The following is a 16,765-nucleotide window of genomic DNA, read 5'->3' on the forward strand; positions in this document are numbered from 1 at the left end:
CGCCGCTCGTGGTCCGCCGCCCGCCCCCGCGGCTTGTCCTATGTCCCGCGCCCTTGCCATGGGCTCGTTCGATCCCAGCACATCACATAACGCGCGCAGACAGTCACGATTCGTTGCGGATTGGCCGAAAGTGGAAGACGGTGCTCCGGTGTGGTCCCGGCGGTCGGTGCGCTGCGCGCCTCGCCGCGCTCAGTCCAGCCGCACCGGCTTCTCGGGGCGTATTCCCAGCTCCACCAGCCAGGTCCGCAACGGGACCGCGTCGCCGTCCTCGACGAGGCTGAGGACCCGGGGGGCGAGGTCCGCCACGCGCTCGCCGTCGACCAGGAGGGTCGGGCCGTCCAGCCAGTCGAGGCCGGGGGTCGCGCCGACGGTGTCCATGGCGGCGCAGCACACCATCGCCGTGACGTGGTCGGCGAGGAGCTCCCGGTCGGTGCGCGGCGGCTGGAGGGGGAACAGGGGAAGCGCGTCGTCGTCCCAGAGGGCCGCGTCGGGCCCCTGCCCGGACGCCGGAGGGCCGACGGGAGCCGCGTCCGCGGTCGCCGCCTCCTCCTTGCCGACCTCGACGCCGATGCGTGCGGCGAGGGCGGCGCTGCGCGGGTTGGAGGCCGACGGCTCGTCGCCGTCGGGACCGGCCTCGGGACGCAGGGCCGCGTCCGCCTGCGGGACGGGCCCGGGAGCGGAGCCGGCAGCGAAACGGGCGGCGGCGTCACCGGGGTCTGCACCGGAGTCCTCACCGGCGGATTCGGTGCCGGAGGGCACGCCGGGGGCTCCCGTCAGCGGCAGCGGCGGCGCGGGGGGCCCGTCCGCCGACGCGGGCGCGGGCGTCGGGCGCAGGGCGTCCGCAGCGAAACGACCGTCGGCCGGGACCGCCGTGTCGGTCAGGTGGTCCAGGACGCGGGCCAGGGTGGGCCCGCCTGCGTGGGCGGCCGCCGTGGGGTCGGGCGCCCGGCGGACTCCGAGGGCGTCCAGCACCCGGTGGAGGCGGGCCGCGTCGGTGCGCCACTTACGGTCCACGACCTCGTCCGGGTAGTCGTCCCAGGCCACCGGCGACCAGTGCGGGCCGGGCTCCGCGGGACCGCCATGGAAGAGGCGGGCGGCGAGCAGCGACGCGGCCTCGTCGACCACGCCGGGCTCTTCCAGCAGATCGCAGGCGGGGCGCTCGCCGAGGCGGGAGGCGAAGCCTTCGGCCAGCCGGTCGCGGCGGGACAGCTCGGTGAGGGCGGCGACGACTCCCGCGTCCAGCCGGGAGGGCCAGCGGCCCATCCGCCACGCGGGCAGGGCCACCCGTGTGAGGAGCCGGTCCCAGCCCGCGTACGCCAGGCCCACCTGCTCCTGGGCGACGATGCGCAGCCCGTAGTCCACAGTCTGTGCGCGCTCGGCTGCCGCGGCGGCCACCCCCCGCTCCATCTCGCCGGCGTGGATCTGGCAGCCGCGCAGCATCAGCCGCGCGACCCAGCCGATGCCGGAACAGAAGGGGCGCAGGACGGCACTCCGGCCGGCGCGCTCGGCGCAGACGGCCACCGCGGCGTCCAGCCCGCGCACGTACCGCCGGGCCGCGGCTATGTCGGGGTGGGCGGAGGGGCCCGTGCCGGCGACGACCGGGGCCAGGACGGCCCGCAGTTCTCCCACCCGCATCCACCACAGGAACGGGGAGCCGATGACGAGCACCGGCGCCACCGCCGTACGGCGGTGCAGGGGGCTGTGGGGTCCGGCCGGGCCGGCTATCTCGTCGGCGCCGCGGGGCGGCGGCGAGCCGTGGGCCCGGTGGGTGCGGTCCTCCAACCAGCTGTCGCAGTCCGGTGTGAGGGCTATCGCGGAGGGCGCGGGGACGTCCAGCCGGTCGGCGAGGTCACGGACCAGCCGGTACAGGTCGGGGGCCGCCTGCTCGGCGACGGCGACCGTGGGGCTGACGGCGGGCCGGGCGCGGGCGACCACCAGCGCGATCACCCCGGCCGAGAGCAGGACGACGACCGCGACGACGGACACCGCCCAGCGCACCGCGTCCCAGCCCGCGCCCACGAGATGCCCGGTGGTCCCGCCCACGAGCAGGATCACGGCGGCGGCCGCGGGCAACAGCGCCAGGGCCAGGGCGCGGCTGCGGATGCGCAGCACGGCCAGTGCCCGGGCGCGCGCCGCCTGCGCACCCATCTCCACACCCATACCGGTCATGACCGGAGCTCACCCCCTCCCTGCAGTCCTGTGTCCCCCGGTTGTCTTCGCAGTGCTCACTCCCCCACTGTGGCACCCGCCACCGACATCGCAATGCCGGTGGGCCAAGTGCCGGAACGACGACCGGGACGCTTGCGCCGCACCCTAGTTGGCGCTCCGGCCCCCGTCAGCCGGATAGCGCAGCGCTCACTCGATGGAATGGCTTTGGGGAAAGGTGTATGACACAGGGCAACGATCAGGCCCCGGGTTCCACGGCCCCTCGGTGAGGGGTCCCGTGAAGGCCCGGGGCCTGGATTCTGTCGGGAAGTCGCCTGGTGGGACGCGTAGGACGCGTGGGGCGGGCCCGAGCGGGCCGTTACGCGCCCGCCACCCTCGCGGCGATGTCCGTACGGTGCTGGGAGCCGTCGAGCCCGATGCGCGCGACCGCCCGGTACGCGCGCTCGCGCGCCTCGCCGAGATCGGCGCCGGACGCCGTGACGGACAGGACGCGCCCGCCGGCGCTGACGACCGCGTCGCCGTCCTGCCTCGTGCCGGCGTGCAGCACGTACGCATGCGGGGCGTCCTCGGCGGCCACCTCGGCGAGGCCGGTGATGGGGTCGCCGGTGCGCGGGGCGTCCGGGTAGTTGTGCGAGGCGATGACGACGGTGACGGCCGCGTCGTCGCTCCAGCGCAGCGACGGCAGGTCGGCGAGGTCGCCGGTGGCGGCGGCCTTCAGGACACCGGCCAGCGGCGTCCTCAGACGGGCCAGGACGACCTGCGTCTCGGGGTCTCCGAAGCGGGCGTTGAACTCGATGACCCGGACGCCGCGGCCGGTGATCGCGAGACCCGCGTAGAGCAGCCCGGAGAACGGGGTGCCACGGCGGCGCATCTCGTCCACGGTCGGCTGCAGAACGGTCTCCAGGACCTCCTCGACCAGCTTCGGATCGGCCCAGGGCAGCGGCGAGTACGCGCCCATGCCGCCCGTGTTGGGGCCCTCGTCGCCGTCGAGCGCGCGCTTGAAGTCCTGGGCGGGCTGGAGCGGGACCACGCTCACACCGTCGGTGATCGCGAAGAGGGAGACCTCCGGGCCGTCCAGGAACTCCTCGATGACGACGCGGTCGCAGGCAGCCGCGTGCGCCGAGGCGACCTCCAGGTCGTCGGTGACGACGACGCCCTTGCCGGCGGCCAGCCCGTCGTCCTTGACGACGTACGGCGGGCCGAACGCGTCGAGCGCCTCGGCCGCCTCCTCCGGGGTGGTACAGACGTAGGAGCGGGCGGTCGGCACGCCGGCCGCCGCCATCACGTCCTTGGCGAACGCCTTGGAGCCCTCCAGCTGCGCGGCCTCCTTGGAGGGGCCGAAGACCGGGATGCCGGCCTCGCGCACCGCGTCGGCCACCCCGGCGACCAGAGGCGCCTCCGGGCCGACGACGACCAGTTCGGCGCCCAGCTCGACGGCCAGCGCCGACACGGCCTCGCCGTCCAGGGCGTCGACCTGGTGCAGCTCGGCGACCTCGGCGATGCCGGCGTTGCCTGGCGCGCAGTACAGCGCGGTGACGGCGGGGTCGAGGGACAGTGAGCGGCACAGGGCGTGTTCGCGGGCGCCGCTGCCGATGACGAGGACGTTCACGGGGGTCAGCCTAACGGGCCGAGCACGCGGTGCTTTGTGCGGGCTTCCGAAGGGCGGAGGAGTCCGGGCTTGTGCGTTCCTCCAGGAGCCCTGCTACTCGTTGGTGAACTCCTCCACCACCGTCGCGCCCAGTTCGCGCACGATCAGCTCGTAACCGGAGAGGGCCGACTCGTTGAGGTCGGGGTCGTCGTCCTCCGGGGTGTCGTCCTCGGGGGCCACCGGCTCGGGGACGGCCGGGCGGGACGGCGCGGGCCTGGAGGCGTCGGCCGCGGGGGCCGACGGCCCGGGAGAAGACGCCTGGCGAGCGGGCCCGGCGGACGCGGACGGCGCCGGCGACGCGGCCGCGGCCATCGCCGACGACCCTGTCGAACCGCCACCGCCGTAGCCGCCCGGACCGCCGGGCCCGCCGGCGTTGCCGTACCCGCCCGGGGCGCCTCCCGCGGCGCCGCCGCCTCCACCGAATCCTCCGCCGACCCCTCCGGCGGACGGGGGCGCCGAACCGCCGGACGGGTCGACGACCGCGTCGATCTTCCACTGCACGTTGAACTGCTCGGACAGCGCCTGCCGCAGGACGTCCTCGCTGCCGCTGCTCGCGAAGTTGTCCCGGGCGCCGGCGCTGACGAAGCCGATCTGCAGCGTCGTACCGTCGAACCCGGCGACGTGCGCGTTCTGGCTGAGCAGGATCCAGGTGAACCGGCGGCGGTTCTTGACCGCGTCCAGGATGTTCGGCCAGAGCATCCGGGGGTCAGGACCGCCGGCGGGCGGCACGTACCCGGCGGGCGCGGCGGCCGGCGCGGACGGCCCGCCCTGCGCGGCTGCCGAGGCGGCCGGGGCGGGCGCCGCCGGCGCAGCCGGAGGACGACCGCCGCCCCCTGCGGGCGTGGCCGTGGGCCAGCCGCCGGGCCGACGCCCGCTGCCCGCCGCGGTGGCGGTCGGCCAGGCGCCGGGGGCGGGCTGGACGGGAGCCTCCTCCACGGGCGGCGCGGCCGCCTCAGGAGCCGGCGGCGGAGCAGCAGGCTGGACGGCAGGGGCAGGTGCGGCGGATGCGGCGGATGCGGCGGATGCGGCGGATGCGGCGGGCGGAGTGGACTGAACGGGCGCGGGCCCGTGAGCGCCGGCCCCCTGCCCGGACCCCTGCGGCTGTCCCGGCGCCTGTCCCTGGCCTCGGACGGCGGCACGGGCAGCCGCGGCTCCGCCGCCGTGCACCTCCGGCCCCGGCACGTACCCCATGGTCGGCGCCGTGGGCGCCGTCGCGGTCATCGGGGCCGTGGTCTGCATGGCGGGTGCGCCCTGCACGGCGGGTGCGCCCTGCATGAAGGGTGCGCTCTGCGCCGCCGCCTGTACCCCGCGCTCGATGCGGTCGAGGCGGGCCATGACCGATCGTTCGTCCCCATAGGCGGCGGGCAGCATCACGCGCGCGCAGATCAGCTCCAGCTGAAGACGGGGCGAGGTGGCGCCGCGCATCTCCGTGAGGCCTTCGTTGACGAGGTCGGCGGCCCGGCTCAGCTCGGCGGCGCCGAAGACGCCGGCCTGTGCCTGCATGCGCTCGATGACGTCGACCGGGGCGTCGATCAGCCCCTTCTCCGCCGCGTCCGGGACCGCGGCGAGGATGACGAGGTCCCGCAACCGCTCCAGCAGGTCGGCGACGAACCGCCGCGGATCGTTGCCCCCCTCGATGATCCGGTCCACGACCTCGAAGGCGGCGGCCCCGTCGCCGGTGGCGAACGCCTCGACGACGGAGTCGAGCAGCGAGCTCTCCGTGTACCCGAGGAGGGAGGTGGCCATGGCGTATGTCACACCGGCCTCGTCGGCGCCGGCGAGCAGCTGGTCCATGACGGACATGGAGTCACGCACCGACCCGGCGCCGGAGCGCACCACGAGCGGCAGCACTCCGTCCTCGACGGGGATGCCCTCCTGCCCGCACACCTCGCCGAGGTACTCCCGCAGGGTGCCCGGCGGGACGAGCCGGAACGGATAGTGATGCGTACGGGATCGGATGGTCCCGATGACCTTCTCGGGCTCGGTGGTGGCGAAGATGAACTTCAGGTGCTCGGGCGGCTCCTCGACGACCTTGAGAAGCGCGTTGAAGCCGGCCGACGTGACCATGTGGGCCTCGTCGATGATGTAGATCTTGTAGCGGCTGCGGGCCGGCCCGAAGAAGGCCTTTTCCCGCAGGTCACGCGCGTCGTCCACACCTCCGTGCGAAGCCGCGTCGATCTCGATGACGTCGATGGATCCCGGCCCGTTCCTCGCCAGGTCCTTGCACGACTCGCACTCCCCGCACGGGGTCGGCGTGGGCCCCTGCTCGCAGTTCAGACACCTGGCCAGGATCCGCGCGCTGGTGGTCTTCCCGCAGCCACGCGGCCCGCTGAACAGGTACGCGTGATTGACCCGGTTGTTCCGCAGCGCCTGCTGCAGCGGGTCGGTGACATGCTCCTGCCCGATGACCTCGGCGAACGACTCCGGGCGATAGCGGCGGTACAGCGCGAGAGACGACACGCATACGAGGTTATAGGCGACCGCTGACATCAGACCCACGCCCAGTGCCGCCGCGGGCCCGCCCGGCCTCCGCAAACGCGAGCGCCCCCCACGCACCCGCCAGAGCCGACCTACCCTTGCTGCCTTCCGGCCCTGGGGGAGTTCAGTCAGATAGCGCCGCGTGAGGGGCTGCGCACAGGCTACAGGATCCGAGCGGGGGGAACGAGTTCGCGAGCACTCCTCAACGTCTTGTATTGTTTGCCGCGGAGGATTCGCCTAGTGGCCTAGGGCGCACGCTTGGAAAGCGTGTTGGGGGCAACCCCTCACGAGTTCGAATCTCGTATCCTCCGCCAGTGCCTCACCGGGCACGATGTCGAAGGGCCCCACCGTTCGCGGTGGGGCCCTTCGTCGTTGTCCGTCTCAGTTCGTCTCTGAGCCGGTTTCCGGGAGCTCCCAGAGAGCCTCGCCGACTTGCTGCGCGACTTTGCGGAGCATGGTCCCCGTCACATGCATGTACCGGGCGCGCATCCGGGCCGCTCCCCCAGGCTCCCAACCCATGATCGAGTCGATCACGACGTCCGGGACGCCCAGGATCAGCAGGACGGTAGCGGCGGTGTGGCGAGCGTCATGGAGACGGCCGTCCCGCACGCCCGCGTCCCGCAGAAGCCGCTTCCAGACGTGGAAGTCGGTGTTCGGGCTCAGCGGCCCACCGATCGGCGACGCGAAGACGTATCCCTTGCCCTCCCAGTCCGCCCCGGCCGCGATCCGCTCCCGCTCCTGGGCTTCCTGGTGCTGGCGGAGAATCTTGATCAGAGGACCGGGCAGGCCGATGGTGCGCCGGCCCGCACGGGACTTGGTGGACTTGTGCTCGCGGCGCGTCTGCTCCTTCTGAGGGCAGTAGCCCGCCTTCCGGCCGCACGGACTGGCACCGCAGCCGTGGGCGTACCTGGGGCGCAACCGGTTCTTACGGATGCGGACGTACCCCGCGTCGAGGTCGACGTCCTCCCAGTGCAGCCCGAGCGCCTCCCCTTGCCGCAGGCCGAGCGCCAGGGCGACGACCCAGCGCGCACTGTTGCGAAGCTTGGCCGCCTCGACGAGAAGGCTCTGCACCTCTTCGATCGTGTACGGCTCGATGTCCTCCTCTTCCAGGCGAGGAGCTTTGGCGATCTCGGCCGCGTTCGTTGCGACGTGCCCGCGCCGGACGGCTTCACCGAGGGCGACCCGGATCGTCCGGTGAGCGTGGTGGGCGGTGCCGGCCGAGCTCCCGGAGGCCTGCATCTTCCGGTAGAAGCGTTCGAGGTGCTCGGGCTCCAGGCGGTCGAGCTTGTGCGCGCCCAGGCCGGGGACGAGGTGAACGCGGACGTCGACCTCGTAGCCGTCGTACGTGTTCTCGGAGACGTACGGCTTGGCGATGTTCTCGACCCAGTGCTCAAGCCAGGCTTGGAGCGTCCAGCTCTGCCCCGGCTTCCTGAGCTTCTTGTCGTCCCGCGCCCTCTCCATCTCTCGGACGGCCTTGGTCACCTCAGCCTTGGTCTTGCGCTCGATGTGGCGGCGGTCGGGCTTGCCGTCATCACGGACGCCGACGGTCACACGGCCATGCCACTTGCCGTCCTTACCGAGGTAGATCGACGAGGCACCGTTGGGCTGACGAGTGCGGTTCTTCTCTGCCATGTCGTCCCCTCAGGCCGCTTGGGCGGGTCGGTGGCGCAGCTTGGCCACGTAGGCGGGCAGGGCGTCGGCGGGAACTCGACGGAGCCGCCCGACGGTGACCGACTCGATCTCTCCCGCGAGCACGAGCCGGAAGCACGTCGTACGGCCGATCCGGAGCCGCCGGGCGGCTTCCTCGACGGTCAGGAGGACCAAGGACGGGTCGAAGGGTTCCAGCAGGGTGACGGTGGCTTGCGGCTCAGCCATGAGTGGGTTCTCCTTCCGTTCCGGGGGCGGGTTCGAGGGATGCGGCGAGCCAGGCTTCGGCGTCGGAGAGGCCGGTACCGGCGAAGACCCAGTGCGCGAGGACGTAAGTCGTCTCCGGGGTGGGCTCGTTCGCCGCAGCTTGGGTGCGTCGCCACTCGGCGCGGGCATCGCGGAGTGCGCCGAGCGTTGTGGAGTAGCGGCGGGACTTGGTGGAGAAGTGGCCGCGGAAGCCGAGCATGTGGGCCCAGGCCCGCAGGCGAAGGTGTTCGAGGTCCTTGCGGGCGCCGAGAGCCCAGGCGGTCCGGATGAGGCGGCGGGCGTGCTCGCTGATGTCGAGCTGGGCGAGTTCGGCGACGAACTTCAGCGGCCGGTCGAGAGCTCCAGTTGCCGTCTCCGCGCCCTTGGTGGCGTACTTGGCGACGTAGGCGGCGACCGCGCGTTCGGTGAGCTCCTGGCCGTCGTTGAAGTCGGCCGAGCGGATGGTGCGGACGTCGAGTTGGCGGCCGAAGGCGAAGCTGTGGGCACGGCCGTCGATGGTCGGACCCTCGACCTGGACCTTGGACGCGGCAGCGCCGATGGCATCGGTCAGCAGCTCGGCGGTGGCCCACGTCGGAGGCGGAGTCTCGCCGCCGCCGGGGCCGTCGATGCGTATGACCGCGTGGAAGTGGACCGCACCCCGCTTCTGGTACTCGGCGACCTTGGCGAAGGACACGCGGGCGTGGTGGCGGAGCTCCCGCTGTGACAGACCGGCGCGCTTGCCGACCTCCCGGCGCAGGTAGATCGAGAAGCGTCGCCAGAGGGGCCCGGCATGCGCGTTCCAGAGCACGGCGGCTTCGTAGTCGTAGGTGTCCGGGTTGAGCGGGGTGCCGAGTTGCTCGTCCTCCTGGTCGTGCTGGGTGCCGCAGCGGCAGGGGCGTCCGTCGGTGCGGCGGTTGTGGACCGGGCCGAAGCCGGGGGCGGTGAAGGTGGCGAAGACGCGGGGGTGGGTGGCGACGTGTTCGGGGGTGCCCTTGCCGCCGCGCAGTCCGGCGGTGATCAGTTGGAAGGTGTCGCGGCGGTAGACCTCGGAGCAGGCCGGGCAGCGGGTCGTGCGGCGGTTGTTGCAGCGGACGAGGAGTTGGCCGGCCGGGAGGTCACCCGAGTCGAGGTGATGGAGGATGCGGCCGATCTCGCCAGTGGCGGTGTCGACGTCGTACTCGGTGCGGTGGCCGTCCAGGCGGATCGGGTGGGTGCAGCCGCCGAGCCCGGAGAGCTGGCGGAGGATACCGGGCAGGGTGCCGCCTGCGGCGAGGTTGCTGATTTCCGGGAGAGGGGGCGAGGTGGCGGGGGTGAAGATGACGGTGCTCCTTCTGACGGGCACTTCAGGAGGGGTGGGCCGCCGGGGTGGCGCGTACGTGGCGGTGTCGCGCCGCCCCGGAGGTCTGGCCGCAGGTCAGCGGCGGTGGTGGTCGCGGAGCAGGGAGCGCAGGACCACCGCGGCGACGGCGACCGAGATGGCCGTGACGGCGACGGCGGCCAAGAGCGCGGTGAGGACGACTCCGCCGACGAGCACGGCTGCGACGGTCTTCTGGTCGATGGAGACCGACGGGAGCGAGCGTCGGACCGGGATGGGGGCCGGCTCGGTCGGTGCGTGGCTGTGCGCGGGCGGCGGGGTGGGGTTGTCCGGGTACTTGGGCAGGAACACGGCGAAGTCCTTATCTACTCGTCTAGTCATGCGGGCCGTTTACGACGTCCACGCCGGTACGCGTGCCGGACTCGATGGCCGGGGCGAGGAAGGTGCGCGAGAGCCAGAAGCCGAAGAGGGTGATCAGGACGACGATCCAGATGCGGACGCCGAGGTACTTGATGGCCGCCCAGGCGAAGAAGCCGAGGACGACGACGAGCGGAAGGCTGACGGTCACGGGGTACGGGGTCCTTTCAGCGGACGGGGCAGCGGTGGGTGCGGGCGGCGAGTTCGGCGGCGGCTCGGCTGTCGTAGTCGGCGGAGAAGTTGCAGCGCGGGGCGGTGCAGGCGGCGGTGTGCTTCTCGCGGCCGCGGTGGTCGTAGGCGGTGCCGACCTGGACGGGGCCGATGCGGGTGACGTTGCGGAAGCGGCGGTTGGCGGTCATCAGAGCTCCCTTTAGAGGTGGGCGGCGATGGCTTCGGCCATGGGCGCCGGGACACCGAGGCGGGCGCGCAGGGTGGTGACGTCCATGGGGGTGCCGGTTCGGGTGCGGTGTTCGGCGGCGACCTTGCGCGCGTGGTCGATGAGGGCTGCTGGGACCGGGACGGCGGGGCGCTCCGGCGGTGCCTCAATGCCGGGTGATGCCGGGGTGGGCGGCTCGGGGGCCGTTTCGGGCTCGTCCTCCTGGTCCTCGATGACCTCGACGTCGTCGGCCGTCTTGGGTGTGGTGTGGGCGAGGAGGGTTCCGCCGAGGAAGGCGACGGCGGGCCAGCCCGCGACGAGGATGCGCAGCCAGGCCGGGACGTCGTCGAGGTCGAGCAGGCCGGCCGTGGCGATGTTCGCGCCGAGGGACGCGGCGAGCGCGATGACGAACCAGCACCAGGCCGCACCCTTGGCCGAGCCGGAGCGCAGTCGACGCCAGGCGGCGACGAGCAGCAGGTCGACGGAGACGGGATAGGCCCAGGCCTTCCAGCCGTCCTGTCCGGCCGCCACGGCGACGTCGTGGATGTGCGCGAAGGACAGCGCGGCGGCGATGAGCGCCTGGACGAGCACCGCGTCGACCCGGGCCAGTTGGGCGCGCATGAGGGCGGCTCCTTTCGGAATCAGGCATGGGAGGGGTAGGGACGTGGCGCGAGACGGTCACGCCGACCGGGTGGAGTGAGGCTCAGTCGGTGAGCGGGTGCGGCTGGACTGCTGGACCTGGCCGCTCGGCGGAGGGCAGCGGGTCGGGTACGTAGGGCCGGAATGGCTTCAACGCGGGAAGGCTCGGCACCAGATGTGCCGTCTCCCGGCAGGCGTCGGCGGCGTCGCCGAGGGAGAGATACGGGGTGCGGATACGCGACCAGCCGCCGGAGGTGTCGCCCGCGACCGCGAGGCCGGGACGTTCGGCGGGGATGGCGCAGGCGGCCAGCACCGCTTCCGGCGCGATGTCGCCGAGGGCCATCTTCGCGGAGGCCTCATCGTTCACGCGGTGGCAGACCCGGCCGGTGAGCTGGGCCCGGAGCATGGTCGCGCCCTTGCCGAGTTCGGCACCGAAGCGCTGCCCGCAGACCTCAAGGTAGATGCCGGCCGCGCGGCCGAGCTGGGCGAGGCGGATGAGCTGGGTGACCATTTCGTCGCGCCGTTCCTCGTCCTTGCGGGTGGCGGTCAGGAAGAGTTCTGCCACCTCGTCGACGAACAGCACGATGGGCACGGGCCGTTCGCTCTCGGGCAGGCCCCAGATATCCGAGGTGATCTCCTCGTCCGGAGTGCCAGGGGCTATGCCCTGCCGGGCCTTGATCAGGTCGTATCGGTCCTCCATTTCCTTGACCAGGACAGGCAGCAGCTCTGCGGCTTCGTCCGGGTCGGTGGCGAGCGCCGAGAGGCGCGAGGCGAACGGGGCCAGCTCGACCCCGCGCTTGCAGTCGACGCCGACGAGAGCGACGTCGTGACGGGCGAGTCCGGTGACCAGGTGCCGGAGGTACATGGACTTGCCCGACAGTGTCGCGCCGAGCGTGAGTTGGTGGGGAACGGCCCGGTAGTCGCGGATGAAGGGCATGGCGTCCTCCCGCAGCGCGACCGGCACCTTGAGGAACCCGCCCTCGACCTTGCGCGGCATCCGCACCTTGCGCAGGACGTCGAAGCCGACGAGCCGCAGTTCGACGACGCCAGGCTTGACGGTGGTGACGTACACGGCGTGAACGCCCCAGGCATGCCGGAGCCGTTCGGCCGAGGCCGCGACGTCGGCGGGTTCCTGTCCGGGGGCGAGCCGCAGCCGCAGCCGTAAACCCGTCGATGTAGGGCGGATGATGCCCCGACGAGGCGGGACGGGCCGCACCTCCCGCCGAGTGGTGGCCTTGACTGCGAGGACGCGCAGCCGGGACGGCGCTACGGTCAGGCCGCAGGCCTCCATGACCGAGGCGTACGAGCTGAGCAGTCGGACGGTGGATATCGGCCCGCCGACGGCCGACCAGTAGACGCCGGGGTGGTTGGCCCGGGCGTAGGCGGCCCCACCGCCGAGCCCGGCGACAGGACCACCCACCTCCAGAAGCGTCGCGAGATCGGACATCAGGCCGAGGCCCCCATGACGGCCGGGAAGGCGGCCGGGGTGACGGCGGCGGCCCGGAAGGCGATGCCGTGACGCTGCTGGCCGTTGAACACGGACTCCCACGGCCGGGCGACCAGCCCCGGCAGCGAGACCGGCGCGCCGAGGTTCAGTCCCTCGGAGACGCCGCCTTCCGGGACGGTGACCTTGATGAGCGAGGACTCTCCGTCCTCGATGTAGACGACGCCGATGGTCATCAGCGCCTCACCGCTGACGGCGTCTTTCGCGATCTCGCCGGTCTGACGGTCGCGGACCTTCGGCTCGGGGGCCTCCGTCAGGAGGATCGTCGCGGCGGAGGTCTCCACACGGATGGTGCGCACAGTAGCGCTCCTATCTACTCGTCTATACAAGAAGCGATCTGCGAGCCCGATCTCCCGGGCTCACGACGATCACCTTGACACACAACTTGCCCACTCGTCTATACGAGTATGCGTGTTGGAGTGTACGAGTTCGAGAAGCGTGCCGGCCACTGTCAGACCCGTCCGTCAGAATCCGGCCATGCTGATAGCGACAAACGCCAACGGCCTCGTGGTGAAGCGCCCCTCGAAGCCGGCCATCGGGACAATGCTCGCCAACTTGCAACGCGGCATGGAGCACATGGTGCTTGAGCGGCAGGAGGAGGACCTTGAAGGGGACTGGTACATCCAGGTCCTGTTCCGCGCCAACAACACCTACCAGCTGGAGTACCGGGACGGCGTCCCTGCCGAGCACTACCAGACACAGACCGCCTCGCAGGAGAAGGTGCGGGAGGCGCTCATCGGCTGGGCCACCGGCAGGCCGGACTGGCGCGAGGGCTTCATGTGGAACAACATCGGCGACATGTTCACACCGGAGGCCTAGCACCCCACCGACACCGGTCATGCGATCACGTCGCCGGGAGCTGGTACGCCAGGACGTAAGCATCCGCCGCCATGACCGTGTCACAGACCTCGACGGGCCGCTTCTCGGTGTCGAAGGCGGTCCGGATCAAGTGAATGACCGGCACGCCGGCCGCCAGCCTCAGCGTGCGCACCTCGTCCGGCGAGGGCATCCGAGCGCGGATCTCTTCCTCGAAGTGGTCGAGGCGGTGGCCCAGCTCTTCGAGTCGGGCGTAGATGCCGCCGGGGCCGGGGTTGGGTTCGGCGATCTGCGTGCCGCGGGCGATGTCGAGCGGCAGGTAGGAGGTGGCGAACTCGACCGGCCGCCCGTCGAGGAGGTAGCGGCGCCGACGCGCGAGAACCCGCCGCACGGACCCGAGCCGCGTGGAGATGTCCTGACTCGCCTTCTCTTCCTTCACCTCAAGACTGTCAACCTGGGGGTGGCTGCCGACGGTGTCCGCCTCGACGATGAACGCGGCTTTCCCCTGCTCGCGGTGACGACGGGCGAACCGGTCCGAGGCGAGACGCCGCACAGGCGGACGCGGCCGTACGAAGACGCCCTTGCCGTGCTCGGCGTGGACGAGGCCTTCCCCCTGGAGGATGGAGAAGGAGTTGCGGACCGTCATCCGGGAGACCCCGTAGTGGTCGACGAGCTCGGCCTCCGAGGGCAGCTTCTCGCCCTCCCGAAATCGCCCACGATCGATGGCCTCACGCAGCTGGTCGGCGATCTGCCGGAAGACCGCACGATCACTCGTGGGGTCGAGATCACCGAGCAGGCCCGAAGAAAGAGGGCTCACGTGTGTACTCCTTTAGGTATCTAGACGAGTGGGCGAGTGCTTGTTGCTACGGTGGAGAGCCTAGCCATCCGAGAGGGCCGAGGAACGTGAGCACAGAACGCCCGCACTCCGTGAGCGTGGCCGGGGTCGTCGTCGACGCCCAGGGCCGGGCCCTCCTGATCCAGCGCCGCGACAATGGCCACTGGGAACCGCCGGGCGGCATCCTCGAACGCGAGGAGACCGTTCCCGAAGCCCTTCAGCGCGAAGTCCTCGAAGAGACCGGCATCAAGATCGCACTTCCCGCGACCCTCACCGGCGTCTACAAGAACATGACAGGCCTGATCGTCTCGCTGGTCTTCCGCTGCGAGGCGGCCGACGGCACGCCGACCACCGGTGACGAGACCCGCGCACTGCGCTGGGTGACCCGTGAAGAGGTTTCCGAACTCGCCGACGAGGCGTACGCGATCCGCGTCATAGACGCACTCGACGCGGCGTCCCCGCCGGCCATCCGCGCCCACGACGGCGTGAAACTCGTCTAGCCCGAACCCGCTGCACATGGCGGCCTACCAGCATGAAGGAACTTGTATGCACGAGTATACGAGTACTGCCCGGGTCTGGGGACTGTCTTGCCCAGGTTTCCCGGAAGAGGTCAGCCGGGCCCGCCGCTGGACACGCGACGTCCTGCGCGGCTCCCCTTTTGCCGAGGACGCCGAGCTGATCGTGAGCGAGCTAAGCGCGAACGCGATCCTCCACACGGCGAGCGGCCTTGAGTCCGGCAGTTTCCACCTGGCCGTAGCCGTCTCGGCGCAGGTGGTCGCGGTATCCGTGACGGACGCCGGAGGCACGGGCACGGCCCCGAAGATCGAGCACCAGGACCAGGACGCCGAACACGGCCGCGGACTCGGCATGGTCAGCGCGATCGCCCACCGGGTCGTCGTCCATGACAGCGAGGCCGGCCACACCATCACGGCGGAGCTATTCACCGACGCACTCCGAGGGGGCCACCCGTGCTGAAGACGACGACCAGGCCAGGCTTCTGGTGCGAGTGCTGGACTCAACGGCTCGACGGACGACGCCCACCGACGCTCTTCGGATCCTTCGACGCCTACTCGGCGGTCGAGGCGAACAACTGGGTGGCGACGATCCTGCGCACCATCTCACCCGCACTCGACACGGCCGCTTCCCAGGAAGCATGGACGCGACTCCACGACGACCGCATCGACACAAGGCGAGCCCTCTTGCGCCGCGAGCCCTGGACCGTGTCCATCACGCACGTCAGCACGCGCATCACATGGACCGTACGACCAGCGCTCTTCCTGCCCCTTGCACACCGCCACAGCGTCGAACTCCCAGCCTGCGCAAACGACTTCAAGCCCCGCACAACCGACTGAGTTACAACCTTCTTTACGGGTTCAAGGCGGCTCGCTCCGCTCCCCGCGCGCGGCCCGGCCCCCGGCCGGGCCTGCGCTCCTGTCTCCGCCCCGCTCCAGCCCGGCCGGCACCCGTGCCGCGCTCAAGGCGATCAGCCACTCAATGTCAGAGAAGGGGTACGTCGTGGCTGGGGCGGTCGGCTCCACGGCTTTAGGCAGCCACTTTGGCGCGAGCCTCGAAGATCATGGCCCCAACGTCGTGCTCTACCGGGCAGGTCCACAGACTGCCCGACGCGCCGGAAGCTTACGGGGCCATGATCACTCGCGCCAAAGCAGCTCCAGCCCAAAGCCGCTCCGCCGACCTCGGAGTAGAGGTCCGGAGATCAGTCATCCAGTTTTAGTTCCGACGTGATTGAGGATGGCTGGATCTCACGGTACACGGCGAGAGGAATAACTGAAATTGCTGGCCAACTCGGCGCTTCACTCAACCCCATTCTCTCCATCTCCCTGCTAGCCTCCTGAATCATCTTCTCAAGAATTCGGCGATTCATCTGACCTTCAGTGAACGAATTTTGCAGCGTCTCAGCGATTCGCTCAAATTGACTTTCCGATGAAGCGGTGTCTTTTCGCGGAATTCTGCTAATTGTGGCGACCGTAGTCCACTCTTGCGGATCAGCACCTAGGCGAGAAAACAGGACTTCCTTTTCCCCTGCCAGGTAGCCGCCAGGATCCGCAATGACGCCCGAATACTGACACTCCCATTCCTCCTCGCCGCAAGGGTAGACACGAAGAGTCAAATGATCTCCATACATTGACCGCACAATCTTGGTCAAATCTACGGAAAATGACTTATCCTCACTGAACTCGTCGAATGCGGAAGCAGAAGCGGCGAACGAAGCAGGGTAAACAATCACCGCCGGGCCAGTCACTCGAATTAGCGAACCTGGTCGCAACGCTTTATGGATTCGTCCGCGATGCCAATTCTTTGATCTCGCCGATACTTCGCTCACGTCGAGAATCATTTGGGAGTATTCGGCAACCTCCTCTAGCATCGCAACGTGAAGATCTGCGAGGGATCGAACCTCCTGCTCGCTCGCTCCTTCTTCATGCTTAGGACCGTCCATCCCGACCAATGACGCATTCCAACGCTGCGTGCGCTCCGACCGCCTCTCCTCAGGCAGCCCCGAGGACAGTTGAGCGAGCAGAGTGCGGACTCTGGGCGTGTCGACATAGAGGTACTCCCGGACACTGGATTTCACGCAAGTTACCCTTTCACGACTAAATCGCAGACTCGAAGAAAATGGCGAGCTTGAATCTGGTTAGCCGGAATCCGCGACGGAGTCAAGC

Annotated in this window: 18 protein-coding genes, 1 tRNA gene and 1 other RNA gene; 5 read left to right on the forward strand and 15 right to left on the reverse strand. The window is 70.6% G+C overall.

All coding sequences use genetic code 11. The annotated features are described in order from the left end of the window. Window positions 1–189 precede the first annotated feature (189 nt). From ACN6LD_RS13690 to ffs, 4 genes are all read right to left on the reverse strand, one after another. Window positions 190–2,169 carry a hypothetical protein gene (locus ACN6LD_RS13690; RefSeq protein WP_445043285.1) on the reverse strand — a complete coding sequence of 660 codons (1,980 nt, stop codon included), beginning with the start codon at window positions 2,167–2,169 and terminating at the stop codon, window positions 190–192. A 355-nt stretch (window positions 2,170–2,524) separates the two neighbouring features. After that, window positions 2,525–3,775 (reverse strand): phosphoribosylamine--glycine ligase, encoded by a 1,251-nt coding sequence (gene purD, locus ACN6LD_RS13695; protein ID WP_319195023.1) that lies wholly within the window; start codon window positions 3,773–3,775, stop codon window positions 2,525–2,527. Between the two features lie 93 nt (window positions 3,776–3,868). Further along, complete coding sequence (locus ACN6LD_RS13700) at window positions 3,869–6,274, reverse strand: DNA polymerase III subunit gamma and tau (RefSeq protein WP_445043286.1); 2,406 nt, start codon at window positions 6,272–6,274, stop codon at window positions 3,869–3,871. Between the two features lie 74 nt (window positions 6,275–6,348). Then, window positions 6,349–6,447, reverse strand: an RNA gene (gene ffs / locus ACN6LD_RS13705) — signal recognition particle sRNA small type. A 71-nt stretch (window positions 6,448–6,518) separates the two neighbouring features. On the opposite strand from ffs, the gene ACN6LD_RS13710 reads away from it, so the two are divergent. Next, window positions 6,519–6,606: transfer RNA gene (locus ACN6LD_RS13710), tRNA-Ser, on the forward strand. A gap of 67 nt (window positions 6,607–6,673) precedes the next feature. On the opposite strand, the gene ACN6LD_RS13715 is transcribed toward ACN6LD_RS13710, so the two are convergent. The 9 genes from ACN6LD_RS13715 to ACN6LD_RS13755 form a co-directional block, all read right to left on the reverse strand. Continuing rightward, window positions 6,674–7,924 (reverse strand): tyrosine-type recombinase/integrase, encoded by a 1,251-nt coding sequence (locus ACN6LD_RS13715; protein ID WP_445043287.1) that lies wholly within the window; start codon window positions 7,922–7,924, stop codon window positions 6,674–6,676. Between the two features lie 9 nt (window positions 7,925–7,933). Further along, a complete protein-coding gene (locus ACN6LD_RS13720) occupies window positions 7,934–8,167 on the reverse strand; it encodes an excisionase family DNA-binding protein (RefSeq protein ID WP_445043288.1) in 234 nt (77 codons plus the stop codon). Continuing rightward, complete coding sequence (locus ACN6LD_RS13725; RefSeq protein ID WP_445043310.1) at window positions 8,160–9,440, reverse strand: replication initiator; 1,281 nt, start codon at window positions 9,438–9,440, stop codon at window positions 8,160–8,162. The genes ACN6LD_RS13720 and ACN6LD_RS13725 overlap by 8 nt, the downstream gene beginning before the upstream one ends. A 159-nt stretch (window positions 9,441–9,599) precedes the next feature. After that, window positions 9,600–9,851 (reverse strand): SpdD protein, encoded by a 252-nt coding sequence (locus ACN6LD_RS13730; RefSeq protein ID WP_445043311.1) that lies wholly within the window; start codon window positions 9,849–9,851, stop codon window positions 9,600–9,602. A 22-nt stretch (window positions 9,852–9,873) separates the two neighbouring features. Continuing rightward, the gene (locus ACN6LD_RS13735) at window positions 9,874–10,068 is read right to left on the reverse strand and encodes a hypothetical protein (protein WP_445043289.1); all 195 of its coding nucleotides are present in this window, start codon (window positions 10,066–10,068) and stop codon (window positions 9,874–9,876) included. 16 nt (window positions 10,069–10,084) lie between these two features. Further along, window positions 10,085–10,276, reverse strand: a complete 192-nt coding sequence (locus ACN6LD_RS13740; RefSeq protein WP_010985414.1) for a mobile element transfer protein — start codon at window positions 10,274–10,276, stop codon at window positions 10,085–10,087. An 11-nt stretch (window positions 10,277–10,287) separates the two neighbouring features. Continuing rightward, window positions 10,288–10,914, reverse strand: a complete 627-nt coding sequence (locus ACN6LD_RS13745; protein ID WP_445043290.1) for a DUF2637 domain-containing protein — start codon at window positions 10,912–10,914, stop codon at window positions 10,288–10,290. Window positions 10,915–10,996: 82 nt separating this feature from the next. After that, the gene (locus ACN6LD_RS13750) at window positions 10,997–12,379 is read right to left on the reverse strand and encodes an FtsK/SpoIIIE domain-containing protein (RefSeq protein WP_445043291.1); all 1,383 of its coding nucleotides are present in this window, start codon (window positions 12,377–12,379) and stop codon (window positions 10,997–10,999) included. Further along, window positions 12,379–12,735, reverse strand: coding sequence for an SCO3933 family regulatory protein (locus tag ACN6LD_RS13755; RefSeq protein WP_108999490.1), 357 nt, complete (start codon window positions 12,733–12,735; stop codon window positions 12,379–12,381). The genes ACN6LD_RS13750 and ACN6LD_RS13755 overlap by 1 nt, the downstream gene beginning before the upstream one ends. 178 nt (window positions 12,736–12,913) lie before the next feature. Between ACN6LD_RS13755 and ACN6LD_RS13760 the strand changes: the two genes are divergently transcribed. Further along, window positions 12,914–13,255 carry a hypothetical protein gene (locus ACN6LD_RS13760; protein WP_445043292.1) on the forward strand — a complete coding sequence of 114 codons (342 nt, stop codon included), beginning with the start codon at window positions 12,914–12,916 and terminating at the stop codon, window positions 13,253–13,255. 25 nt (window positions 13,256–13,280) lie between these two features. Here the strand turns inward: ACN6LD_RS13760 and ACN6LD_RS13765 are convergent, their stop codons facing one another. After that, window positions 13,281–14,069 carry a GntR family transcriptional regulator gene (locus ACN6LD_RS13765; RefSeq protein ID WP_445043293.1) on the reverse strand — a complete coding sequence of 263 codons (789 nt, stop codon included), beginning with the start codon at window positions 14,067–14,069 and terminating at the stop codon, window positions 13,281–13,283. A 110-nt stretch (window positions 14,070–14,179) separates the two neighbouring features. Between ACN6LD_RS13765 and ACN6LD_RS13770 the strand changes: the two genes are divergently transcribed. From ACN6LD_RS13770 to ACN6LD_RS13780, 3 genes are read left to right on the forward strand one after another with little or no spacing between them, the layout of a single operon-like run. Further along, window positions 14,180–14,587 carry an NUDIX hydrolase gene (locus ACN6LD_RS13770; protein ID WP_059130624.1) on the forward strand — a complete coding sequence of 136 codons (408 nt, stop codon included), beginning with the start codon at window positions 14,180–14,182 and terminating at the stop codon, window positions 14,585–14,587. 46 nt (window positions 14,588–14,633) lie between these two features. Next, a complete protein-coding gene (locus ACN6LD_RS13775) occupies window positions 14,634–15,062 on the forward strand; it encodes an ATP-binding protein (protein ID WP_445043294.1) in 429 nt (142 codons plus the stop codon). Next, window positions 15,056–15,439 carry a hypothetical protein gene (locus ACN6LD_RS13780; protein ID WP_445043295.1) on the forward strand — a complete coding sequence of 128 codons (384 nt, stop codon included), beginning with the start codon at window positions 15,056–15,058 and terminating at the stop codon, window positions 15,437–15,439. Before ACN6LD_RS13775 ends, ACN6LD_RS13780 begins: the two co-directional genes overlap by 7 nt. A 362-nt stretch (window positions 15,440–15,801) precedes the next feature. On the opposite strand, the gene ACN6LD_RS13785 is transcribed toward ACN6LD_RS13780, so the two are convergent. Continuing rightward, window positions 15,802–16,677, reverse strand: coding sequence for a DUF6414 family protein (locus tag ACN6LD_RS13785; RefSeq protein ID WP_445043296.1), 876 nt, complete (start codon window positions 16,675–16,677; stop codon window positions 15,802–15,804). Between the last annotated feature and the right edge of the window lie 88 nt (window positions 16,678–16,765).

Source organism: Streptomyces sp. SAS_272 (assembly GCF_052543235.1).